Raw genomic sequence first — 19,807 nt, forward strand, 5'->3', positions numbered from 1 at the left:
CTAGTCGATGAGGCGGAGGACCAGGTCGTAGATCTCCCGCACATCGCGCTTGTCGATCGGTGGCAGCACCTGCTCGGCGCCGATCAGGATCAGGTACAGCAGCTGCGCGAACCGGTCCGGATCCACGTCCGCGTCCAGTCCCCGGCACAGCTCCCGCAGATACGCCGTCCGTGCCGCGTCCACCCGCTCCTGCGCGGCCCGCACATCAGCATCCTGCAAAGCCCAGGCCCGCACCGCGATCTCCAGCGCCGCGGAATCCGGATCAGCCAGCACGAGCCGCAACAGATGCCGGAGCTTCGCGTCCGGCGCGGCGTTCTCCGCGTCGATGGTGTCGATGAGGCGCGTCGTGTACTGCGCCTCGAAGTACTCGAGGAGCGCCTGCTTGTAACCCGCAGCGCTTCCGAAGTGGTGGTAGTACGACCCCTTGGTCCGCCCGAGCTCTCCAGTCAACCGCTCGATCGTGATCGCCGGCGCCCCCTCGGTCGCCAGCAACTCGAGCCCCGCATCCAAGAACTCCACCGGCCTGACCATCACCAAAACATACCATACCGTTTGGTATGTTCTGCCGGCGGAAAGAACCCCCGCCGGGGTGGGCCGGCGGGGGGTGGGCCGGCGGGGTGGGTCCGGCGGGGTGGGTCCGGCGGGATGGGCCCGGCGGGATGGGGGTGGGTCAGGCGTCGGCGGCGGTGAGGGCTTCGGCTTCTGACGTGGAGTGGGTGGCGGGGGCGCGGAGGTGGGCGAGGGGCTTCCAGCCGGTTGCGAGGACGGCGACGGCCAGCAGTACGGCGACGGCGCCGACGTAGAACGGGAGCTGGATGTTGAACTCCTCGCCGAGCTTGCCGGCCAGCCACGGGGCGACGGCGCCGCCGGAGAAGCGGACGAAGGAGTACGCCGCGGACGCCGTACCGCGTTCGACGGGCGCGGCTGCCATCACGGCCTCGGTGATCAGCGTGTTGTTGATGCCGAGGAACAGGCCGGCCACGATCACGCCGGCCGCAAGCACCGGCTTGTGGTGCGCGTAGACACCCATCACCGCGAGGTCGGCGCCGAACAGCAGCAACACCGTCATCGCCACCGGAAGAGTGCCGAACCGGCGCTGCAGCCGCGGCGCGACGAACACCGACGTGAACGCCAGGCAGATACCCCAGCCGAAGAAGATCAGCCCGATCTCCCGCGCCGACATCGCCAGCGGGAACGGGGTGAAGGCAAGCAGTGTGAAGAACCCGAAGTTGTACAGCAACGCGGTGACCGCGACGGTCGCCAGCGACCTGTGCCGCAGTGCCTTCAACGGCTCGACGACCGACGTACGCCGTGCCTCGCGCGGCGATGCGGGCAGCAGGAACGCGGTCGCGGCGAGCGCGATCGTCATCAGGACGGCGACGCCGAAGAACGGGCCGCGCCAGGAGATCGTGCCCAGTTCGCCGCCGACCAGCGGGCCGGCCGCGATGCCGACACCGAGCGCGGCCTCGTACAGGATGATCGCCTGGGCGACCGATCCGGCGGCGGAGTTCACGATCGTGGCGAGCGCGGTCGCGATGAACAGCGCGTTGCCCAGACCCCACCCGGCGCGAAAGGCGACGATCATGCCGATGCTGTTCGACAGACCGGCCAGTGCGCTGAACACGACGATGATCGCCAGGCCGATGAGCAGGGTGCGCTTGGCGCCGATCCGGCTGGACACCGCGCCGGTGATCAGCATCGCGACACCGATGACCGCCATGTAGCTGGTGAACAGCAGCGAGACCTGGGACGGGCTCGCGTGCAGCTGCTCGGCGATCGGCTTGAGGATCGGATCCACCAGGCCGATGCCCATGAACGCGATCACGCAGGCGAACGCGACCGCCCAGACGGACTTGGGCTGCTTCAGGAACGACGACGTGCTCACCGGGGCGTGGCCTCCAAAGGTTCGAGGGTGAGGAGCTTGTGGACGATGGCGACGGCGGCCTCCAACGTGGTGAGGTCGTCGGCGGGGAGCTGAGTGAGGTGTGCGGCCAGTGCGGCGCCCGCCTGCTGCCGCGCACTGCGCAGCTCGGCGAGGCCCGCGTCGGTGAGGCTGATCAGGCTGGCGCGCGAGTCGGCCGGGTCCTGGGCGCGCCGCACCCATCCCTGGTCCTCGAGTCGCTGCACCAGGGTGGACATGGTCGGCTGCGAACACCGGTCGGCCTTGGCCAGCTCACTGATCCGCGCCTGCCCGAGCTCGTCCAACCGCCCGAGCACCCGCATCGCGGCGTGCGGCAACGTGTTCACGTTCCGCGTCGCGAGCCGCGCCAACCGCGTCGACGCGACCACCATGTCTTCCCCGAGGCTGGTCAGATCTCGTGCCGTCACACCCACAAATATACATAGCAATGCTATGCATCTCCATCGAAGTGAACGAGATCACCCCGCGCACTACAGTGAGCGCGTGCAGTACGACGAGTTCCTCGCCCGCTACAAGTCCGCGCAGCGTGGATGGCGGCTCGGGGCGGTGGATGCTCAGGAAGCGCTCGCGGCGTTGCGTGGTGTCGTGCCGGAGATCGACGATGCTCGGCTGCGGCAGACCGCGGCGTTCCTGATCGAGCGCTGGGCGGCACAGCTGTCGCCCGAGGTTCGGGAGCGGAGGGAGCGGGCCCAGCGGATCGCCGCGGCGGCGGAGCTGGACGAGGGGGACGCGCGGGAGCGGATCGCCCGGCTGGAGCAGGGGATCCGCGGCATCACGGCGGTCTCGCGCGAGACCGACGACGAGTCCGAGCAGAACGCCGTCCTCGCGCTGAACGAACCCCTGGCCCAGCTCGCGAACAGCTGGCGAGCGGACGTCGGCGACTGAGGATGCCGCTACCGCAACCTGCCACGTTCGACGAGTTCATGCGGCTGCAGCACGTGGCGGCCGTCAACGTCAGCGGAGCCGACCATTCCAGCTGGAACGGGACGTACGAGGCGCAGCCCTACAAGCTGACGGACGACGGACTCCGGGTGCTCGGCACGGCCGGCTGGGACCACACCATCCGGTACGACGAGGAGCGCGTGCTGCGTCCGCTGCAGCAGATGTTCCTGCAGGCCGGGCAGCAGCAGGACGATGCGACGTTGTTGCGCTACCGCGAGGCCCTCGCGATCGTGTACCACGAGAACCTGCACATGCTCGCCGGACCCGGTACCGAGCATGCGGACGCGGAGCTGGACTTCCGCTTCGCGGCGGTGCGGGCGCTCGAGGAAGGCGTGACCGAGAGCTACGGCCACGAGACCTTGGACGACTACATCGACGAGTTCCAGCTCGACCGCGTCGCCCCCGGGATCAAGAACGTGGTCGCGTTCCCGGCCTACGAGAGGTTCACCCCCGCGACCGAGACGCTGGCCTACGAACTCGCCGGGCTCGACAACACCGATCGGTTCGAGATCGTGCGGCGGATGGCGGTCGTCAACGCGACCGGCAAGTGGGCCGTCGCGACCGGCATCATCGCCGATCGCTACGGTCTCGGCGACCCGCGCTTCGCCAGGGAGCGCGAGGCCGCCGAGCGACGGATCACGCAGGCGATGTGGAACCACTTCGGGAAGCTTCCCGAGCTGTCCGCGCTCGGTTCGCACCAGATCTTCAGCCGGTCGTGCGCGATCGGCCGGAAGGCGTTCGAGGAGGGCCGGTCCGTCGCCGGGCAGTACTTCGCCAGGACCGTGTCGTTCCGTGGCGTGGCCGCACCCGGGCGCGGGGCGTCCGGCTGGGGCAGTTATTCGGCCGGCAGCGGTTCGGCATACTCCGTCACCCGGCGCCCCCAGGGACCCGAGCGCCGGCCTTGAAGGGGCGGCTCAGTCCACCGACGTGGACGCGATCTCGACGCCGCCGCTGGAGGCCTGGTGGAGGGCGGTGCGGTCGCCGTGGTCGACGATGGTGAGGTCGCCGGTCGCTCCGTCGACGACGACACGACGGCCGCAGCCGTCAAGACATTCGAACAGCAGGCCGGCGGGGCCGGCGGTGCATTCCATCCGATGCGTGCGGGCCATGTCTCATGACAGCACCGCGCATCCGCAGGCGCAATCGCATCCGGTACCGCAGGACTTCCGCGGCGTCCCGCACGCCTGGTGTGGCAGCAGAATCGGACCGATACCCGGACGCGCCTGATCAAGAGCGAACCGCAACAGGGCCGCCGCCGCCCGCGGAGCGTTCTCGCCGGTCGCGGACATCCGGGCCGCGATCAGCCCGGCCACGAGCGGCGCGGAGAACGACGTACCGCTCCAGTTCGCGAGGCCCCGGAATCCCAGCCGCCACTTGTGCGGCTTCTCGACGCACCGGTAGTCGCCGACGGCGAAGGCGTTCACCAACTCCTCGCCGGGAGCGTAGACGTCGACCCAGCCGCCGTGGTTGGAGAAGCCGGAGCGGCTGTTGCCGTTCGCGGTCAGCGAGCCGACGCCGATCACCCACGAATAGGCCGCCGGAAAAGTCGGCTTCGGTGTCGCGTCGTTTCCGGCCGGCGCGACGACCACCGCGTTCACATGACGCAAACGCTTGTCGTAGAACGCGTCGAACGTGTGCATCGGCCGATGGAATCGGGTGAATCCGTCGAACTCGCAGACAATCACGTCTGCGCCCCAGTTCAGCAATTCGTGCATTCGCTGGACGATCTCGTGCTCGTAGGCCATTCCGGCGCACGGTCGCGAGTCCACGTACTCCGCCTTCTTGACGCGGATCTGCGCCTTCGGCGCCGTGGTCCGCACGCAGCCGGCCACGAAGGTGCCGTGGCAGGCGTACGGCTTGATGTGCTTGCCCGCGACATAGGGATCCTCACGGTCCCCGCGGATGCCGGCCATCCACGGCCACATCGTCGTGGCGTCCTTGACCAGGCCGCCGTCCACGACGCCGACCCGCACCCCGTCGCCGTCCCAGCCCGGCGTCCCGCAACAGATCCCGGTGGTCGTCGCCGGTACCGGACCCATCGCCGCGGCCGACACCACCGCCGGCTCGGTCGCCGGGCAAGGGTGGCCGTTGCCGCACAACGAGAGCGCATGGTCGGGAGTCGCTTTCCCGACGCCGATCCGCTCGTCCAGCCGGCGCAGAACGTAGGGCGTCGCGAGGAGGTCGGGGCCATCGCCGTCAGGTTCACGGCCGAAGCCGGTGCCACCGAAGTGGCCGGGCCGGTTGCCGCGGACCCGCTCGGCCGTCCTGCCGTAACGCCAGACCAGGCCCGTCACGCCGTCGATCACCGGCAGGCGGTCGATCGCGATGTCCTCGGACAGGATCGGTCCGTGCTGATCCCGCGCGGCCTCGCGCTCCTCCGGTGTCTGCTGATCCTCGCGTAACGCGTGCAGGACCAGATCCACATCGTCGGTACGGACCAGAATGGTGTCCCGGCGATAGAAGTAGTCGACTTTCTTGACTCTTCGCCAGTCGTCCGGCCACGCGGCCGGCGTGCCGTGCCGCCGTTCGCGCTGCCGGCGTTCCAGCTCTTCGGCGGTCAAACGCTCGAATTCATTCGGAGCCGGCTCGTCGAGGATCAGACCGAGTGCTTCTTGGAGCCGTCGTTGCTTTGGCATTTGTTCCCCCTCGTCGGTTCTGGAAATGCCGGAGTTGATCTGCGGGCGGCGTATTACGCTCGGACCAGGTCCGGGTCAGGGGAGGACGGAATCTGTCGTGGACGCCGACGAATTGCACGCGCTGGCTTTGTCGCGGCCCGCCGACGCCCTCAGGCTCGCCCGCGACGTGCTCGCGAACAATCCCTCCGACGCCGAAGCGGCGGCGGCCCACCACGCGGCGGGGCTGGTGCACCGCGACTTCGGCGACATCGATGAGGCGGTGGTGGAGCTCAAGGCGGCGTACCGGGCCGTGCGCCGGGCGGCCGATCCCGATCGCGAGGCAGAGATCCTCGCGACGCTCGGCGTGGCACTCACCATGGCCGGTCACACCGAGCGTGGTCTGGCCGCGCTCGACGCGGTGGTCGCCGGCCGGGGTGGTGTGCTCGGTGGCCGGCTCCTGATCCGCCGTGCGTGGGTCCACGGCGCTTTGCTCGGCAGGTACGACGAGGCACTCGCGGATGCCGAGCGAGCAGTGGTTCTGCTGACCGACAGCGGCGATCTCGTCTGGCAGGCCCGCGCGCTGACGCACCGCGCGATGGTGCTGCTCGCGATGGGCGCGATCGAGCGTGCGGACCAGGACTACGCGCTCAGCGAGGAGCTGTTCGCGAAATGCGGTCAACAGGCCGAGTACGCCGACACGCGGCAGGCGCGAGGCGCCGCAGCCTTCGCCCGCGGCGACCTGCCGACCGCCCTGTTGTATCTCGACGACGCCCAACAGGTCGATGAGGAGCTGGGCATCCTCGAGCCGGACCTCTACGCCAACAAGTGCCTCGTCCTGCTCGCGGCCGGCCTGACGCGGGAAGCATCGGCGGAGATCGACGGCGCACTCGACCGGATCGAGGAACAGCACGGCTCGACGGCGCGACGGGCGGAGCTGCTGCTGTGCGCCGGCCTGGCAGCGCACGCGTCCGGCTCCCTCGACCTGGCTGAGCGCCGGAGCCGTGACGCGTTGAGGCTGTTCCGGCGGCAGCAACGGCCCTGGTGGGCCGCACGCGCGGAGCTTTCGCTGCTGCAGTCCCGCTCCGCCGGCGGCGTACGGGCGACGTCGCTCGTTCACACCGGCCGGCGGCTCAGTGCCGAGCTGGACGAGCTCGACCCGGACCTCGCGGTCGAGGCGCATCTGCTGACCGGCCGGCTCGCGCTGGCCCGAGACGACAGGGCCGACGCCGTACGCCATCTGAGCGTGGCGGCCGGAGCCCGGAATCGCGGCTTGCGCACGCGTGGCGCCGGCTGGCTCGCCAAGGCCCTTCTCGAGCAGGGCGACGGCCGCTCGCGCGCGATGCTCGCCGCGTGCCGTCGCGGACTGAGCCTGATCGAGATCTACGTACGTACGCTCGGCGCCACCGAGTTGCGCGTCCTGGCCACCGCCCAAGGTGCGGAGCTCGCGGCGCTCGCGCTGCGGTACGTCGTGCAGCGGGGGACGGCCCGGCAGGTACTCGAGTGGAGCGAGCGCTGGCGCGCGACGGTCCTCGCGATTCCGCCGGTGCGGCCGCAGGCCGACGGCTCCCTGGTGGCGGACCTCGCGGCGTTGCGCAACCTGACCCACCGGATGGAGAGCAGCCACGATCGCAGGCACGGATCCGGTCCGCTGCACCGCGAGCGTCGCCGCCTCGAGCACGCCGTCCGCCGCCGGGTGCTGCTGACGCCGTCCGCGGCCGGCGACCGGCCCGACCCGTTCCGCATCGCCGACCTGCTCGCCCACCTCGGAGACCGCAGCCTGATCGAACTGACCGATGTCGACGACCAGCTGCACGCCGTCGTCGTGGCGCGCGGTCGCGTCCGGCGGGTGCCGATCGGGCCGACCGCGGTGGCGACTCATCGCCTGTCCCACACGCTGTTCGCACTGCGACGCGAGGCGACCGGGCGCGGCGCCGGCGAGCTCGACGTCGATCTCATCGCCGACCGGCTCGAGACGGCGCTGCTGGGTGACGTGGTCAGATACCTCGACGACGGGGCCGTGATCGTCGTGCCGACCGGCCGGCTGCACGCTGTTCCGTGGAGCCTGTTGCCCTCGCTCCGGCATCGACCGACCTCGGTGGTCCCTTCCGCCGCGGCGTGGCTGCGCGCGCGGAACGCCGTAGCACCGCTGACCGAAAGGGTCGTGCTGGTCGGCGGGCCGCACCTTTCGACCGGTGCGGAAGAGGTACAGCGCCTCGCCGAGCTGTATCCGGGGGCGGTCGTGCTCGCGCACGGGAAGGCGACGGCCGACGTCGTGCTCGAGGCCATCGACGGAGCCTCGTTGGTCCATGTGGCCGCGCACGGCACGTTCCGTGCGGACAGTCCGCTGTTCTCGGCGCTCGAGCTGGACGACGGTCCGCTGACCGTGTACGACCTCGAACGGCTCGAGCGGGCTCCACACCGTGTGGTGCTGTCGAGTTGCAGCTCCGCGCTCGGCGGACCCAGCGGTGCCGACGAGCTGCTCGGCCTGGTCAGTGCGCTGATCGCACTCGGATCCGCAGGGGTGGTGGCGAGCGTCGTCCCGGTGAGCGACCGCGCGACCGTGCCGTTGATGCTCGGTCTGCACGGCCGGCTGCGGGCCGGGGACGGCCTCGCCGAAGCACTCGCCTGGAATCGTACGTCGGCCCGCGACCGCGACTCGCTGCGAGCGACGGCGCAGTCGTTCATCGCTCTCGGGGCATGAGCGCCGGTCACAGCTGCACCCATTCGGTGACGACGCGGCCGGTGGCTGTGTCGCAGCGCAACCGCACCGGGCCGTCAGGCAGAACCGGTAGTTCGAAGAAGCCCGACTCGCCGACGTCGACGTGGTACTCGGCACCGTCGGCCGTCTCGACGAGGATCTCGCCCGCACTGGGTGGAAGGATCTGGCCGACGACTTCGGAGTGCATCACCTCCACCTCCACCGACAGCGGGGAGGAGCTGAAGACCAGGACCCGGGCCTCGCCGGGCTCGGTCCGGGTGCCGGCCGCCGGCGCCAGTGAGGAGTCGAACGTCAGGCTCGCGCGCACCAGGTCCTCGTCGATCGTCCGCCAGGCGAGAGCGCCCTCGGCATGGTCCGCGATCGTGCTCGCCAACGGCTCCGTGGAGCGCACCGCCGCCGCGAGATCCGCGATGAGGCGGTCGTCGTCATCCCATTGTCGCGGTGTCATGGCGATCATCTCCTGAGGTTTCGGGCGGCCGCGAGGATGCGACGTACGCCTCGACCGGATCAGACCTGCGGAGTCGTTCGAGCGCGCGTGCCCGGGTCGGGCCGATGCTGCCGACCGGGATCCCCGTGTGCTTGCTGATCTCGGCGTACGACGGTTGCGGGTCCTGGATCAGCAGCAACAGCAGGTCACGCTGCCGGCGGGGCAGTTCGGCCAGTCCGGCCAGCAGCACCTGGTGGCGTTCGGCCTGGAACAGGCCGGCGTCGAGGTCCGCGGTGTCGGCGGCGACTGCCTGGTACTCGAGGTCCAGTGGGTCGTTGGGGCGGAGCCGGCGTTGGGTCGACAGGTACCTGATGGACTCGCGCCGCGCGATGGTGATGATCCAGCGCGGAATCGCCTGCGGCTCCTGCAGGCTGTCCAGGTGCTCGACGAGGCGCAGCCACACGGTCTGTGCGACGTCCTCGATCTCGCTCGTTGTCAGGCGGAATCCCCGGATGACGGAGACCAGCAACGGCGCGTAGCGATGGACGAGCTCGCGCCAGGCCTGCTGGTCACGATCGGCCGCCGCGGCGACCAGTGCGGTGACGGGCGAGACATCTTCTTCCATTCCCGCTCCCAGTTGGTTCGGGTGAGTTCCTGGGCGGGCGCACGTCACCGGCCCCTCCTCCGGTGACGTGCTCGCTCGTCCTCGTCCGGCTCAGGGCCGGCGAAGCAGGAACGTCGGTCCCTCGCGGAAGGCGGCCATCTCGGTCAGCACGTTCAGTGCGGTCCGGTAGGTGATCACCACCACGAGCTTGTACACGCCGGAGTCCGGCGGTACGTCGGCCGGCAGCGTGCCGGGCAGGACGGTGAGTTTCGCGCTGTACGCCGGCCCGCCGTTCGCCGGCTCGTTCCGGGTGCCGATCAGCACCTCGGGGCCGGGGCCGATCGATTCGGCGTACACCTTGACGGTCCACGTGCCGTCCAGCAGCGTGGCCGTGGCCGGCGGCGTGACGGTCCACTTGACGATGACGTCGAACGGGAACTGGTCGTCGATGACCCGGTTCGGGTTGCCGTCGTGATCGATGATCGCGACCGCGGTCACCGACCCCTCGAGTGCCGCAAGGCCGTCGAAGTTCGGATCTGCCATGTCGGGTTTCCCCCCAAGTCGATGCCCCTGCTGATCAGGGGCTCTTACTGGACGGACCCGGTCCGAACGGCGCCAGATACATCGGCTCCGGCAGGTATCTGCGGGCGGTCCCGGCCGGTCCGTGCGGGTATGACCAGTTCAACAAGCGAACCTCAGGGTTCGGCCCCGGGTCAGCCCGAGGCACAGAAGCTGACGGCAGTCCGCGCCCTCGCCGCCTCCGGTGTTGTCGCCGTGGTGGTGCTGGCGTCGGCTGTCCTGCTGCTCGGGCAGTTGGCCAAGCGGGGCGACGGCGGGCCCGAAGCCGCGCTGTCGCTGGTGTTCGTCGCGACCGCGGTGGTGCTGATCCTTGTCGTCTGCACCTTGACGATCGTCTTCAAACGCTTGCATCTCGAGGACCGGCAGGAGGCGATGGGCCTGCCCAAGGGGAGCGTCCGCGCGGTCATCGCGCTGCTGCTGATCATGCTCTTCTTCATCGCCGCGGTCTTCCTGTTCAACAGCACGAAGACCGAGCTGACGCCCGAGCGCGAACTGACCGGAATCACCAGCGAGCGGTTCGCGGAGATCCCGACCAGCGAGATCCAGAAGGTGCAGCCCCGGACCGAGGGCGGCGCCACGGTGTACGACGTCACGCTCAAGAAGGGCGGAGCCAACACCGCGACCTCCGACGATCTCGCGAAGCAGCTCGTCACGACCGTCGCGACCTTGGTCACCGCCGTGGCGGCCTTCTACTTCGGCGCCAACTCGACGTCGACGGCCCGCGCGCAGCGGCAAGCGAGAACCGATCAACAGCCGTAGGGGGCACCAATGAGTACGCCGCCGATGTATCAGGCCTACCAGCCGGAGAGTGCCGGGCAGCGGCCCGTCCCGGGACGGCTTGACGTGGATGCGTTGCGGCATCCGACCGAGGGGTCGCGCTTCGCGCTGGCCTGTGTCGCGAGTACCGCGGTCGTCGCCGTCGCCGCGTTCGTCCTGCTGTCGACCGGACATGTCCTCGAGGTCGTGGCCGCGATCGTCGTCCTGACGGCGGTGATCCTGATCGCGGTCGTGACCTGGATGCTGATGCGGATCCAGCTGCTCGCCAACGCGGTGCATGTTGCGGCCGCGACGCTCCCGGACGTCGACGAGGTCGTCCAGGAGGTGCGCGAGCGGCTGGCCTACGACCGGCGGCTGGACGTCTTCGTGGTGAACAAGACCAGCCGCTCGCTGGGCGAGGGCTCGCCGCCGGTCACGGTGATCGGCTTCTTCGGCGTCCGCTTCATCCTGGTCGAGGGGGACGTGATCGGCGACCTCTCGGACCAGCGGCAGCGCGGGCAGTTCGTGTTCCTGCTGGCCACGTGCGTCGGCGCCTTGAAGGCGCGGCACACGACGTGGTCGCCGTACCTCGCGATCCTGCAGGGCATGGTGCTGCCGAAACTGGTCGGTGTCTTCGTCGCGCCGTGGCACCGCGCGACGGTGTACACCGGTGACCGGATCGCGCTGGCCTGCTGCGGCGATCTCGATGTGAGCCTGCACGCCTTCTATCGCGACCTGGTCGGCAAGGACATCGTGGCGCACCTGCAGGACGGCGGCTTCGTGGCGCAGGCGCTGCGGGCACGGCGCCGGGCGATCCTGCGGCTCTCGCAGCTGCTGCACTCCACGCCGCACGCGACCAACAGGTACCTCGAACTGTTGTCGTTCGCCGCCGTGCGGGAGCCCGCGGGGTACCACGCGTTCCGCGCGGGGGCCGCGCCGGCTTCCGGGGAGCTGGACAGCGTTCTCGCCGACCTCGGCCGCCACCGCCCCTTGCCGGGCGCCCAAGGCATCGCGGTCCTGGCGTCGCTCCTGTTGCTCGCCGGTGGACTCGTCGCCGGCCTGACCGTGGGAGAGACTGCCGCCGCCAGGTTCGCCTACGAGATCTTCGGTGGGACGTCTGAGCCCCAGCCCGAGCCCGTGCCGCTGCCGGGCCCCGTCTCTCCGGCGCCGGTCGAGACGCCGACTCCGGTCGAGACGCCGACTCCGATCGACCCGACGGCGGACCCGACGGCGGACTTCATCGCCGGACTGCCGTCGGATCTGCGGGAAACCTGCGTCCCCGGTACGGCGGCAAGCGACGACCCGGCCGAGCTGGTCGTGCACTGTACGCCGCTCGGTGCGGCGATGCCGGAGACCGTGAGCTACTTCGTCTACCCCGGCAGGACGGCGCTGCAGGCGTCGTTCGACGATTACGTCGGGGAGATGGAAACCGGCGACTGCGAGACCGGGGCCGATCACCGCACCACGTGGACCTCCGACGAGATCCCGCAGGGCCCGCTCGCCTGCTACACCGCCCGCTCGGGCAAGGCGACGATCCTCTGGGGCAACGAGACCGCCGCGGTCCTGGTCATCGCGCAGGACGAGTCCCTCGACCTCGACGAGCTCTACACCTGGTGGACGACTCACGCGTCTGTCGCGTAGCGGGTCACGACCGCGCCGGCCGGGGTCCTGAAGAGGTTCAGCGGGATCGGTCCGCGGTGCAGGATGTGGGGGATGTCGGCCCAGGGGTAGAGCGGTTCAGTGGCATTGAGGTTGCGGAGTCGGTCGAGCGCGCGGTCCGGCGGCGTGGAGAGGGCCGCGGCGGCGTCGGGGGTGTAGGGGATGAAGTCTTCGCGAGGTTGCGGGCGGAGCTCGGGGTCGTGGCGTTTGAGCAGGATGCAGGTGTCGGCGGGATCGAGCAGGGTGGCATCGAGGGTCCAGTAGTCGAGGGTGGCGGGGCCGATGCGGCCGGACATCTGGAGCGCGGCGAAGATCGGGGCCGGGTGGACGGGGGACAGGAACACGACGTCGGCCCAGCAGCAGTCGAGCGGGTAGACCGGGTTGTCCAGGGTCTCCAGGCGGGCCGCGTACTTGGCGAGCTCGCGTGCGTAGATGTCGGGGTAGTGCACCCGTAGCTGGTTGAGCGGCAGGATGTCGTCACCGCGGATGTCACCGGCGGCCTTGTAAAGAAGAGTCGTCATACACAAAAGCCTCCGCACACGGGAACCGTGCCGGAGGCTGCCCCTACATTCTAAGGGATCCCCATGGTCAAAGCGATCCTCGGCAGCACGGTGTTCTTCTTCGCGGCCCCGTGCGTGGTCGCCGGAGTCCTGCCGTGGTGGGTCAGCGGGTGGGCCGCGCCGCGGTTCTGGCCGGGGTTCGTGATCGTGGCGGCCGGTGCGTTCGTCGTACTGCGGGCGTTCGTCCGCTTCGTCCGTGAGGGGCGCGGTACGCCGGCCCCGGTCGCGCCGACCGAGGAGCTCGTGGTCGGCGGCGACTACCGGTTCGTGCGGAACCCGATGTACGTCGGGGTGGTGGCGGCGATCCTCGGCCAGGCGCTGGTCTTCGTCGACGGGTGGGTGCTGGCGTACGGCGTACTCGCGTGGGCCGTGATGGCGTCGTTCGTGCGCTGGTACGAGGAGCCGGTCCTGCGGGCGCGGTACGGCCGCCGGTACGAGGAGTACTGCCGGACCGTACCGGCCTGGATCCCCCGGCGTCCGCGACGGTAAGGAGTAAGCTGCACGGCTGCAAAGTTGCAGTCGATAATTGTTTGCAGTGAGTGCAAGTTTGTCCGTAGCCTGGTGTGCGTGATGCAGATCGAGGGCGGGTTGCGGGAGCGCAAGAAACAGCAGACGCGGGCGGCGCTGACCGACGCGGCGCTGCGGCTGGCGCTGGAGAAGGGGCCCGACCACGTGACGGTCGAGGAGATCGCCGAGGCGGCCGACGTCTCGGTGCGGACCTTCTTCAACTACTTCCCGCACAAGGAGCACGCGATCCTCGCGCGCAACCCCGAGCACCTCGAGGCGGCGCTGGAGCGGATGCGGACGGCACCGGCCGACGAGTCGCCGCTGACCACGATGTGGTTCATCGTCCACGACGTCCTGCGGGACCTGGAGAGCGACGGCCAGCTGTCCCGGCGCGGCGAGCTGATCATGAGCTCGCCGAGCCTGCTGTACCAGCTGATGCTGTCGAGTATCGACGACGAGCGGCAGCTGACCGCCGCGCTCACCGAGCGGATGGGCGAACCGGCCGGATCGATCCGGCCGGGCCTGATCGTCAGCGCCGCCGGCACCGCCTGCCGGGTCGCGGTCGAGCTGCACAAGACCGCACCCGACCGCCCGATCCGCGACCTGCTCGACGAAGGCTTCCAACTACTTGCCCGAGGCACCGATCCCGACTTCGGGCCGGTCCACCAGCAGAAAGGTCACTCATGACGACGACCTCGTCACCCTCGCCCGACGCGGCGGGTGAGGTCAGCACCACTCTGACGCCCCGGCAGACCGTCCAGGCCATGTCCGGCCTGATGATGGGCCTGTTCGTGGCGATCCTGGCCGGCACCATCGTGTCGACCGCGTTGCCGCGGATCATCCACGACCTGGGGGCGAGCCAATCGTCGTACACCTGGGTCGTCACCCTCGAGTTGCTGACGATGACGGCCACCGTGCCGTTGTGGGGCAAGCTCGCCGACCTCTACAACAACAAGCTGCTGATCCAGCTGTCGCTGAGCTTCTTCGTGGTCGGCTCGCTGGTCGCCGGCCTGGCGCCGAACATCGAGGTGCTGCTCGGGAGCCGGGTGCTCCAGGGCCTCGGCGGCGGCGGTCTGACCGCGCTCGTGCAGATCGTGATGGCGGCGATCATCCCGCCGCGCGAGCTCGGCCGGTACTCCGGCATCTTCGGCGCGATCTTCGCGTCGGCCACCGTCGGCGGGCCCTTGCTCGGCGGTTTCCTGGTCGACTCGCCGCTCGGCTGGCGGGCGTGCTTCCTGATCGGTGTGCCGTTCGTCGTCGCCGCGATGATCCTGCTGCAGCGCACGCTGCAGCTGCCGACCGTGCGCCGCGACGTCAAGATCGACTGGTGGGGCGCGGTGCTGATCATGGGCGGCGTGAGCACGCTGCTGGTCTGGTCCTCGTTCGCCGGCAACAAGTTCGAGTGGGTGTCCGGCTGGAGCTTCGGACTGGTCGCGGTCGCGCTGGTCGCGCTGGTGGCGGCGGTCCTGGTCGAGCGCCGGCACCCGGAGCCGATCATCCCGATGGACCTGTTCCGCAACCGCACGGTGACGCTGTCCATCATCGCCAGCGCGCTCGTCGGTGTCGCGATGTTCGGCGGTTCGGTGTTCCTGGCGCAGTACTTCCAGATCGCCCAGGGCTACACGCCGACCAAGGCCGGCCTGATGAGCCTGCCGCTGATCATCGGCATGATGGTCGCGTCGACGATCGCCGGTGGGCTGATCACCAAGTACGGCCGCTGGAAGATCTACCTGGTCGTCGGCAGTGTGCTGCTGCCGATCGGGCTGGCGCTGTTCGGCACGATCGACGCGCACACCTCGAAGTACATGCTGTGGGGCTTCATGCTGGTCCTCGGCGTCGGGATCGGCCTGGTGATGCAGAACCTGGTCCTCGCCGCGCAGAACGACGTACCGGCCCGGGAGCTGGGGGCGGCGACGTCCGCGGTCAGCTTCTTCCGGAGCATGGGCGGCACCATCGGCGTCAGCGTGCTGGGCGCGATCCTGGCGAACAAGGTCACCGAGACGCTGAACCCGGGCGGCGCCGCCTCCGGCGCCGGCAACGCGGTGCCGAACATCGCCGAGCTGCCGCCGCAGGTCCGGACGATCGTCGAGAACGCGTACGGCGCGGCGACCGCGGACCTGTTCATGATGTCGGTGCCGTTCGCGGTGCTGGCCCTGGTCGCGGTCCTCTTCATCAAGGAGAAGCCCCTGCTCACCACCTCCGGCGCCGAGCGCCGCGCCCAGGAAGAGCCTGACATCCTGGATGCATGATCGTCGCATTCAGCATCAGCCCGTCAGCCGGTGACGAGACCGGGGGCGTGAGCGAAGCGGTGGCCGAGGCCGTCCGCGTCGTCCGCGCCTCCGGTCTTCCCAACGAGACCAACGCGATGTTCACGAACATCGAAGGCGAGTGGGACGAGGTCATGGCGGTCGTGAAACAGGCGGTCGAGGCGGTCGCCGCGGCCTCACCCCGCGTCAGCCTGGTCCTGAAGGCCGACATCCGCCCCGGCTACACCGGCCAGCTCACCGCGAAGGTGGAGCGCATCGAGCAGGCGTTAGCCGACTGAGTTCAGGACGCCGAGGACGTCGGCGTAGCGGTTCTCGCGTTCGGCGTCGCGGAGGAAGCGGACGCGGTCGACGAGGATCTCGTCGGCGTCGGGGTGCTGCCGGAGGAGCGTCATCGTCTCGTCGAGGTACTCGTCCAGCGGCATCGCGCGTTCGTCGTTCTCCTGGTTGAGGAGCGCGGTTCGGACGGCGGGCGGGACCACCTCGATGACCTGGATCCCGGTGTCCGCGAGCTGGATCCGCAGGCTCTGGGTGTAGCTGTGGATCGCGGCCTTGGTGGCGCTGTACGTCGGCGTGATCGTCAGCGGGACCGAGGCGAGACCCGACGACACCGTGACGATGACCGGGTCGGCCTGCTTCAGCAGGTACGGCGTGAACACGGCGATCGTGCGGATCGTGCCGAGCAGGTTGATGTCGATCGTCTGCTCGGCGGTCTCCAGATGCGCGGGATCGCGGAGGTCCTCGACCTGCATGATGCCGGCCATCGTGATCAGCACGTTGACGTCGTACCGGCTGGTCACCTGCTCGAAGGCCGCCCGGATGGACGCCGGGTCCGCGACGTCCAGCGGGACGCCCGCGATGCCGTCCTCGGCGGCGATCCTGTCGAGCAGGTCCTGGCGCCGGCCGCTGATGATCACGGTGTTGCCGAGGTCGCGGAACCGGCGGGCGAGTTCGAGGCCGATACCCGACGTACCGCCGGTGAGGAAGATCGTGTTGCCAGTTGTTCTCATGCCTCCAGCCTGGAGTCGGATGCCGTGGGCAACCAGGCTGCGCTCAGCCACTGCTCGGCAGGCAGTGGATAACCGCCGGGGCCCGTGGACACTGGATGCATGGAGTACGCCGACCTGTCCGATTTCCTGCGCAAACGCCGCGAGGCCCTGCAGCCCGAGGACGTCGGGATGCCCCGCGGCCGACGGCGCCGTACGCCGGGTTTGCGCCGCGAGGAGGTCGCCGCGCTGGCGTCGATGTCGGCCGACTACTACAGCCGGCTCGAGGGCGGGCGCGGACCGCAGCCGTCGGTGGAGATGCTCGGGGCGATCGCGCGGGCGCTGCGCCTGACGCTGGAGGAGCGCGACCACCTGTTCCTGCTGGCCGGCCACGGTACGCCGCCACGCACGACGCGGGCCTGCCACGTCGACCCCGGCATGCTGCGGATCCTGGACCGCCTGCACGACACGCCCGCGATGCTGCTGAACCGGTGCGGCGAGGTCGTCGCGCAGACGCCGACGCACGTCGCGTTCGCCGGCGAGCTGACCAACTTCGACGGCATGGAGCGCAGCGAGGTCTACCGCTGGTTCGCGCATCCGGAGTCCCGGACGCTGTACGCCGAACCCGAGCTCTCGACGCACAGCCGGCTGCTCGTCTCGATGCTCCGCACGGTCGCGAGGGTCGACGGCCCGAAGTCGTACGCCGCCTCGATCGCGCGAGCGTTGCAGAAGCTGAGCCCGGAGTTCACGGCAATCTGGGACGCGCACGAGGTGGTCGTCGCACACAGCCGGACCAAACGCTTCCGCCATCCGGTGGTCGGCGACCTGGAGCTGTACTGCGAACTGATCGACAACCGGGACCAGCAGCAGACACTGATCGTCTTCACCGCCACGCCGGGCAGTGAGAGCGCGGAGAAGCTGGAGTTGCTGGCGGTGCTGGGAAGTCAGACACTCGATCCGGCGCGCTGACCCGTCGGACGACGGCTGAGGTAGAAGGCGAACGCGGCGGTCGGGAAGAACATCACGATGCCGTAGACCGCGACCGGGATCGCTATCTCGCTGCTGCCGAGCAGTGCCGGGCTGAGCGCGATCGTGAGGGCGAGCGTGGCGTTGTGGATGCCGATCTCCATCGAGCAGGCGATCGACTGCCGCTCACCCAACCGGGCCAGCTTCGGCACGACGTACCCGAAGAACAGGCTGAGGACATTCAGCAGGAGGGCGACCGCGCCGACCGCGGCGAGGTAGTCGAGGACATGGGCGCGCTCGGTGTAGATCGCGGCGAAGATCACCAGGGCCAGGACGAGGATCGAGCCGAGTTTCACCGGTCGTGTCATCCGCGCCGCGAACCCGGGCCGCCGGCTCCGCACCAGCATCCCGAGGGCCACCGGGACCAGCACGATCGCGAACACCTGCAGCATCTTCAGCGGCTGCAGGCCGATCTGGCCGTCGCCGAGGAAGTAGGCGAGGGACAGGTTGACCACGATCGGCAGGGTGACCACGGCGAGGACCGAGTTCACCGCGGTCAGCGAGACGTTGAGCGCGACGTCGCCGCCGGCCAGGTGACTGAACAGGTTCGCCGTGGTGCCGCCGGGGGAGGCCGCCAGCAGCATCATGCCGGCGGCGTGTGCGGGCTCCAGATCGAACGACGTGACCAGACCGAAGCAGATCACCGGCAGCAGGATCACCTGGGTCCCGAGCGCGACCAGGACGGCCTTGGGCATCCGTAGCACCCGGCTGAAGTCGGCGACCGTCAACGTCAGGCCGAGGCCGAACATGATGATCGCGAGCGCGACCGGTAGCAGGACGGAGGTGAGCACCGAGTCGTTCATCGGCGGCTCCTTCGGAAGTCGGTGGCCCAGAGTGACAGCGGTGCGGGACGGCGGCAAGATGTCGGGCTTGGTTCCGGGACCGGTGGAGTCTTTACCACCTTTAGATCATGAGTTAATTTAAGTTCTGAAATTTACAGAGCGTTCTTACGGAAAGGTCCGCCCCCCATGCTTTCCGATCGATTTCGCCTGCCCGCATTCCTGCTCGCCCTGGTGCTGCTGATCAGTGGCCTGACCTCGACCGCGGTCGCCGGAACCCAGGCGACCTTCAAGGTGCTCGCGTTCTACAGCGGCACCTGGGACGCCGCCCATATCGACTTCGAGAAAGAGGCCAACCAGCGTTTTCCGGAGTTCGGAGCGCAGCACGGCTTCACCTACACCGCGACGAACAACTGGGACCAGCTCAACAACCTGAGTGCTTCGCAGTACCAGGTGGTGATGTTCCTCGACGACTCGCCGCACACCGACGCCCAGCGCAACGGGTTCAAGAACTACATGGACAACGGCGGCGCGTTCTTCGGCTTCCATGTCACCGCGTACAACGACGCGAGTGGCGGCTGGCCGTGGTTCAACAACACGCTGCTCGGCACCGGCCGGTTCCAGTCCAACACCTGGGGCCCGACGGCGGTCACGTTGCGGACCGAGAACCGCTCGCACCCGGCCCTGGTGAACACGGGCGCGACGTTCCGCTCCTCGGTGAGTGAGTGGTACAGCTGGCAGAACGACCTGCGGAACAACCCGGACATCCAGATCCTGGCCTCGATCGACGCCTCCAGCTTCCCGGTCGGCACCGACCCGAACCAGTCCTGGTACAGCGGCTACTACCCGATCGTCTGGACCAACAAGAACTACAAGATGATCTACGCGAACTTCGGCCACAACGCGATGAACTACGAGACCAACACCCGGCTCTCGTCGACCTTCGACAGTCCGGCGCAGAACCAGTTCATGATGGACGCGCTGAAATGGCTGGGCGGTGCCGGTACGACGCCGCCGGCCGACCAGCCGTCGCCGACCGCCTGGTACAAGATCGCGAACAAGGCCAACGGGAAGTGCGTCGACGCCCGCGCGGCCGGAGTCGCGAACGGGACCGTGATCCAGCAGTACAGCTGCAACGGCACGCAGGCGCAGCAGTTCCAGTTCCAGCCGACGTCCGGCGGTTTCACGCGGGTCAACAACCGCAACGACGCCACCAAGGTGATCGACGTGACCGGCGTTTCCGCGGCCGACAACGCCGGTCTCCAGCTGTGGACGTACGGCGGCGGAAACAACCAGCAGTGGCAGGCCGTTCCCGAGGGCAGCGGCTACTTCCACTTCGTCAGCCGCCTCAGCAACAAGTGCCTCACCGTCCCCAACGGCTCGGCCGCCGACAGCACCCAACTCGTCCAACTCACCTGCAACGGAGGAACTGCTCAGTCTTTCCAGCTGACGCCAGCCTGACC

At 69.2% G+C, this 19,807-nt stretch carries 22 protein-coding genes; 11 read left to right on the forward strand and 11 right to left on the reverse strand.

Translation table 11 applies throughout. The features are described 5' to 3' along the window. The 3 genes from ABZW60_RS28285 to ABZW60_RS28295 all read right to left on the reverse strand — a co-directional run bounded on the left by ABZW60_RS28285 (position 1) and on the right by ABZW60_RS28295 (position 2,328). Positions 1-531: a TetR/AcrR family transcriptional regulator gene (locus tag ABZW60_RS28285; RefSeq protein ID WP_355481844.1), complete on the reverse strand. Its 531-nt coding sequence runs from the start codon at positions 529-531 to the stop codon at positions 1-3. Positions 532-670: 139 nt separating this feature from the next. After that, on the reverse strand, positions 671-1,885 hold the full coding sequence (locus ABZW60_RS28290; RefSeq protein WP_355481846.1) for an MFS transporter: 1,215 nt from the start codon (positions 1,883-1,885) through the stop codon (positions 671-673). Next, positions 1,882-2,328: a MarR family transcriptional regulator gene (locus tag ABZW60_RS28295; RefSeq protein ID WP_355481848.1), complete on the reverse strand. Its 447-nt coding sequence runs from the start codon at positions 2,326-2,328 to the stop codon at positions 1,882-1,884. Before ABZW60_RS28295 ends, ABZW60_RS28290 begins: the two co-directional genes overlap by 4 nt. Positions 2,329-2,404: 76 nt before the next feature. On the opposite strand from ABZW60_RS28295, the gene ABZW60_RS28300 reads away from it, so the two are divergent. Together ABZW60_RS28300 and ABZW60_RS28305 are read left to right on the forward strand one after the other, a co-directional pair. Further along, on the forward strand, positions 2,405-2,806 hold the full coding sequence (locus ABZW60_RS28300; RefSeq protein ID WP_355481850.1) for a hypothetical protein: 402 nt from the start codon (positions 2,405-2,407) through the stop codon (positions 2,804-2,806). 2 nt (positions 2,807-2,808) lie between these two features. Next, positions 2,809-3,768: a hypothetical protein gene (locus ABZW60_RS28305; protein ID WP_355481852.1), complete on the forward strand. Its 960-nt coding sequence runs from the start codon at positions 2,809-2,811 to the stop codon at positions 3,766-3,768. A gap of 9 nt (positions 3,769-3,777) precedes the next feature. Here the strand turns inward: ABZW60_RS28305 and ABZW60_RS28310 are convergent, their stop codons facing one another. Continuing rightward, positions 3,778-3,972 carry a hypothetical protein gene (locus tag ABZW60_RS28310; protein WP_355481854.1) on the reverse strand — a complete coding sequence of 65 codons (195 nt, stop codon included), beginning with the start codon at positions 3,970-3,972 and terminating at the stop codon, positions 3,778-3,780. A 3-nt stretch (positions 3,973-3,975) separates the two neighbouring features. Beyond that, on the reverse strand, positions 3,976-5,499 hold the full coding sequence (locus ABZW60_RS28315) for a S8/S53 family peptidase (RefSeq protein WP_355481856.1): 1,524 nt from the start codon (positions 5,497-5,499) through the stop codon (positions 3,976-3,978). Between the two features lie 97 nt (positions 5,500-5,596). Between ABZW60_RS28315 and ABZW60_RS28320 the strand changes: the two genes are divergently transcribed. Next, positions 5,597-8,179 carry a CHAT domain-containing protein gene (locus tag ABZW60_RS28320; protein WP_355481858.1) on the forward strand — a complete coding sequence of 861 codons (2,583 nt, stop codon included), beginning with the start codon at positions 5,597-5,599 and terminating at the stop codon, positions 8,177-8,179. 7 nt (positions 8,180-8,186) lie between these two features. Here the strand turns inward: ABZW60_RS28320 and ABZW60_RS28325 are convergent, their stop codons facing one another. From ABZW60_RS28325 to ABZW60_RS28335, 3 genes are all read right to left on the reverse strand, one after another. Continuing rightward, entirely contained in the window at positions 8,187-8,645 is a 459-nt protein-coding gene (locus tag ABZW60_RS28325) for a hypothetical protein (RefSeq protein WP_355481860.1), read from the reverse strand. Beyond that, complete coding sequence (locus ABZW60_RS28330) at positions 8,623-9,249, reverse strand: sigma-70 family RNA polymerase sigma factor (protein WP_355481862.1); 627 nt, start codon at positions 9,247-9,249, stop codon at positions 8,623-8,625. Before ABZW60_RS28330 ends, ABZW60_RS28325 begins: the two co-directional genes overlap by 23 nt. Positions 9,250-9,339: 90 nt before the next feature. Beyond that, the gene (locus tag ABZW60_RS28335) at positions 9,340-9,771 is read right to left on the reverse strand and encodes a hypothetical protein (RefSeq protein ID WP_355481864.1); all 432 of its coding nucleotides are present in this window, start codon (positions 9,769-9,771) and stop codon (positions 9,340-9,342) included. Between the two features lie 129 nt (positions 9,772-9,900). On the opposite strand from ABZW60_RS28335, the gene ABZW60_RS28340 reads away from it, so the two are divergent. Beyond that, a complete protein-coding gene (locus ABZW60_RS28340) occupies positions 9,901-10,566 on the forward strand; it encodes a hypothetical protein (protein WP_355481865.1) in 666 nt (221 codons plus the stop codon). 9 nt (positions 10,567-10,575) lie between these two features. Further along, positions 10,576-12,204 carry a hypothetical protein gene (locus ABZW60_RS28345; protein ID WP_355481867.1) on the forward strand — a complete coding sequence of 543 codons (1,629 nt, stop codon included), beginning with the start codon at positions 10,576-10,578 and terminating at the stop codon, positions 12,202-12,204. Here ABZW60_RS28345 and ABZW60_RS28350 read toward each other — a convergent pair. Next, positions 12,186-12,743, reverse strand: coding sequence for a hypothetical protein (locus ABZW60_RS28350; protein ID WP_355481869.1), 558 nt, complete (start codon positions 12,741-12,743; stop codon positions 12,186-12,188). The genes ABZW60_RS28345 and ABZW60_RS28350 overlap by 19 nt on opposite strands. A gap of 63 nt (positions 12,744-12,806) precedes the next feature. On the opposite strand from ABZW60_RS28350, the gene ABZW60_RS28355 reads away from it, so the two are divergent. The 4 genes from ABZW60_RS28355 to ABZW60_RS28370 all read left to right on the forward strand — a co-directional run bounded on the left by ABZW60_RS28355 (position 12,807) and on the right by ABZW60_RS28370 (position 15,834). After that, positions 12,807-13,271, forward strand: coding sequence for an isoprenylcysteine carboxylmethyltransferase family protein (locus ABZW60_RS28355; RefSeq protein WP_355481871.1), 465 nt, complete (start codon positions 12,807-12,809; stop codon positions 13,269-13,271). Between the two features lie 81 nt (positions 13,272-13,352). After that, positions 13,353-13,976 carry a TetR family transcriptional regulator gene (locus tag ABZW60_RS28360; RefSeq protein ID WP_355482989.1) on the forward strand — a complete coding sequence of 208 codons (624 nt, stop codon included), beginning with the start codon at positions 13,353-13,355 and terminating at the stop codon, positions 13,974-13,976. Beyond that, complete coding sequence (locus tag ABZW60_RS28365; protein ID WP_355481873.1) at positions 13,973-15,538, forward strand: MDR family MFS transporter; 1,566 nt, start codon at positions 13,973-13,975, stop codon at positions 15,536-15,538. Before ABZW60_RS28360 ends, ABZW60_RS28365 begins: the two co-directional genes overlap by 4 nt. Further along, positions 15,535-15,834, forward strand: coding sequence for a thiamine-binding protein (locus tag ABZW60_RS28370; RefSeq protein ID WP_355481875.1), 300 nt, complete (start codon positions 15,535-15,537; stop codon positions 15,832-15,834). The genes ABZW60_RS28365 and ABZW60_RS28370 overlap by 4 nt, the downstream gene beginning before the upstream one ends. Here the strand turns inward: ABZW60_RS28370 and ABZW60_RS28375 are convergent. Next, on the reverse strand, positions 15,823-16,563 hold the full coding sequence (locus tag ABZW60_RS28375; protein ID WP_355481876.1) for an SDR family NAD(P)-dependent oxidoreductase: 741 nt from the start codon (positions 16,561-16,563) through the stop codon (positions 15,823-15,825). The two genes, ABZW60_RS28370 and ABZW60_RS28375, sit on opposite strands and share 12 nt — an antisense overlap. A 99-nt stretch (positions 16,564-16,662) precedes the next feature. Here ABZW60_RS28375 and ABZW60_RS28380 point away from each other — a divergent pair, with 99 nt between their 5' ends. Next, the gene (locus tag ABZW60_RS28380) at positions 16,663-17,508 is read left to right on the forward strand and encodes a helix-turn-helix transcriptional regulator (protein ID WP_355481878.1); all 846 of its coding nucleotides are present in this window, start codon (positions 16,663-16,665) and stop codon (positions 17,506-17,508) included. Here ABZW60_RS28380 and ABZW60_RS28385 read toward each other — a convergent pair. After that, positions 17,484-18,425, reverse strand: coding sequence for a bile acid:sodium symporter family protein (locus ABZW60_RS28385; RefSeq protein WP_355481880.1), 942 nt, complete (start codon positions 18,423-18,425; stop codon positions 17,484-17,486). The genes ABZW60_RS28380 and ABZW60_RS28385 overlap by 25 nt on opposite strands. A gap of 108 nt (positions 18,426-18,533) precedes the next feature. Between ABZW60_RS28385 and ABZW60_RS28390 the strand changes: the two genes are divergently transcribed. After that, complete coding sequence (locus ABZW60_RS28390; protein ID WP_355481882.1) at positions 18,534-19,805, forward strand: RICIN domain-containing protein; 1,272 nt, start codon at positions 18,534-18,536, stop codon at positions 19,803-19,805. Positions 19,806-19,807 lie beyond the last annotated feature (2 nt).

The organism is Kribbella sp. NPDC003557, assembly GCF_040610805.1.
Classification (GTDB): domain Bacteria; phylum Actinomycetota; class Actinomycetes; order Propionibacteriales; family Kribbellaceae; genus Kribbella.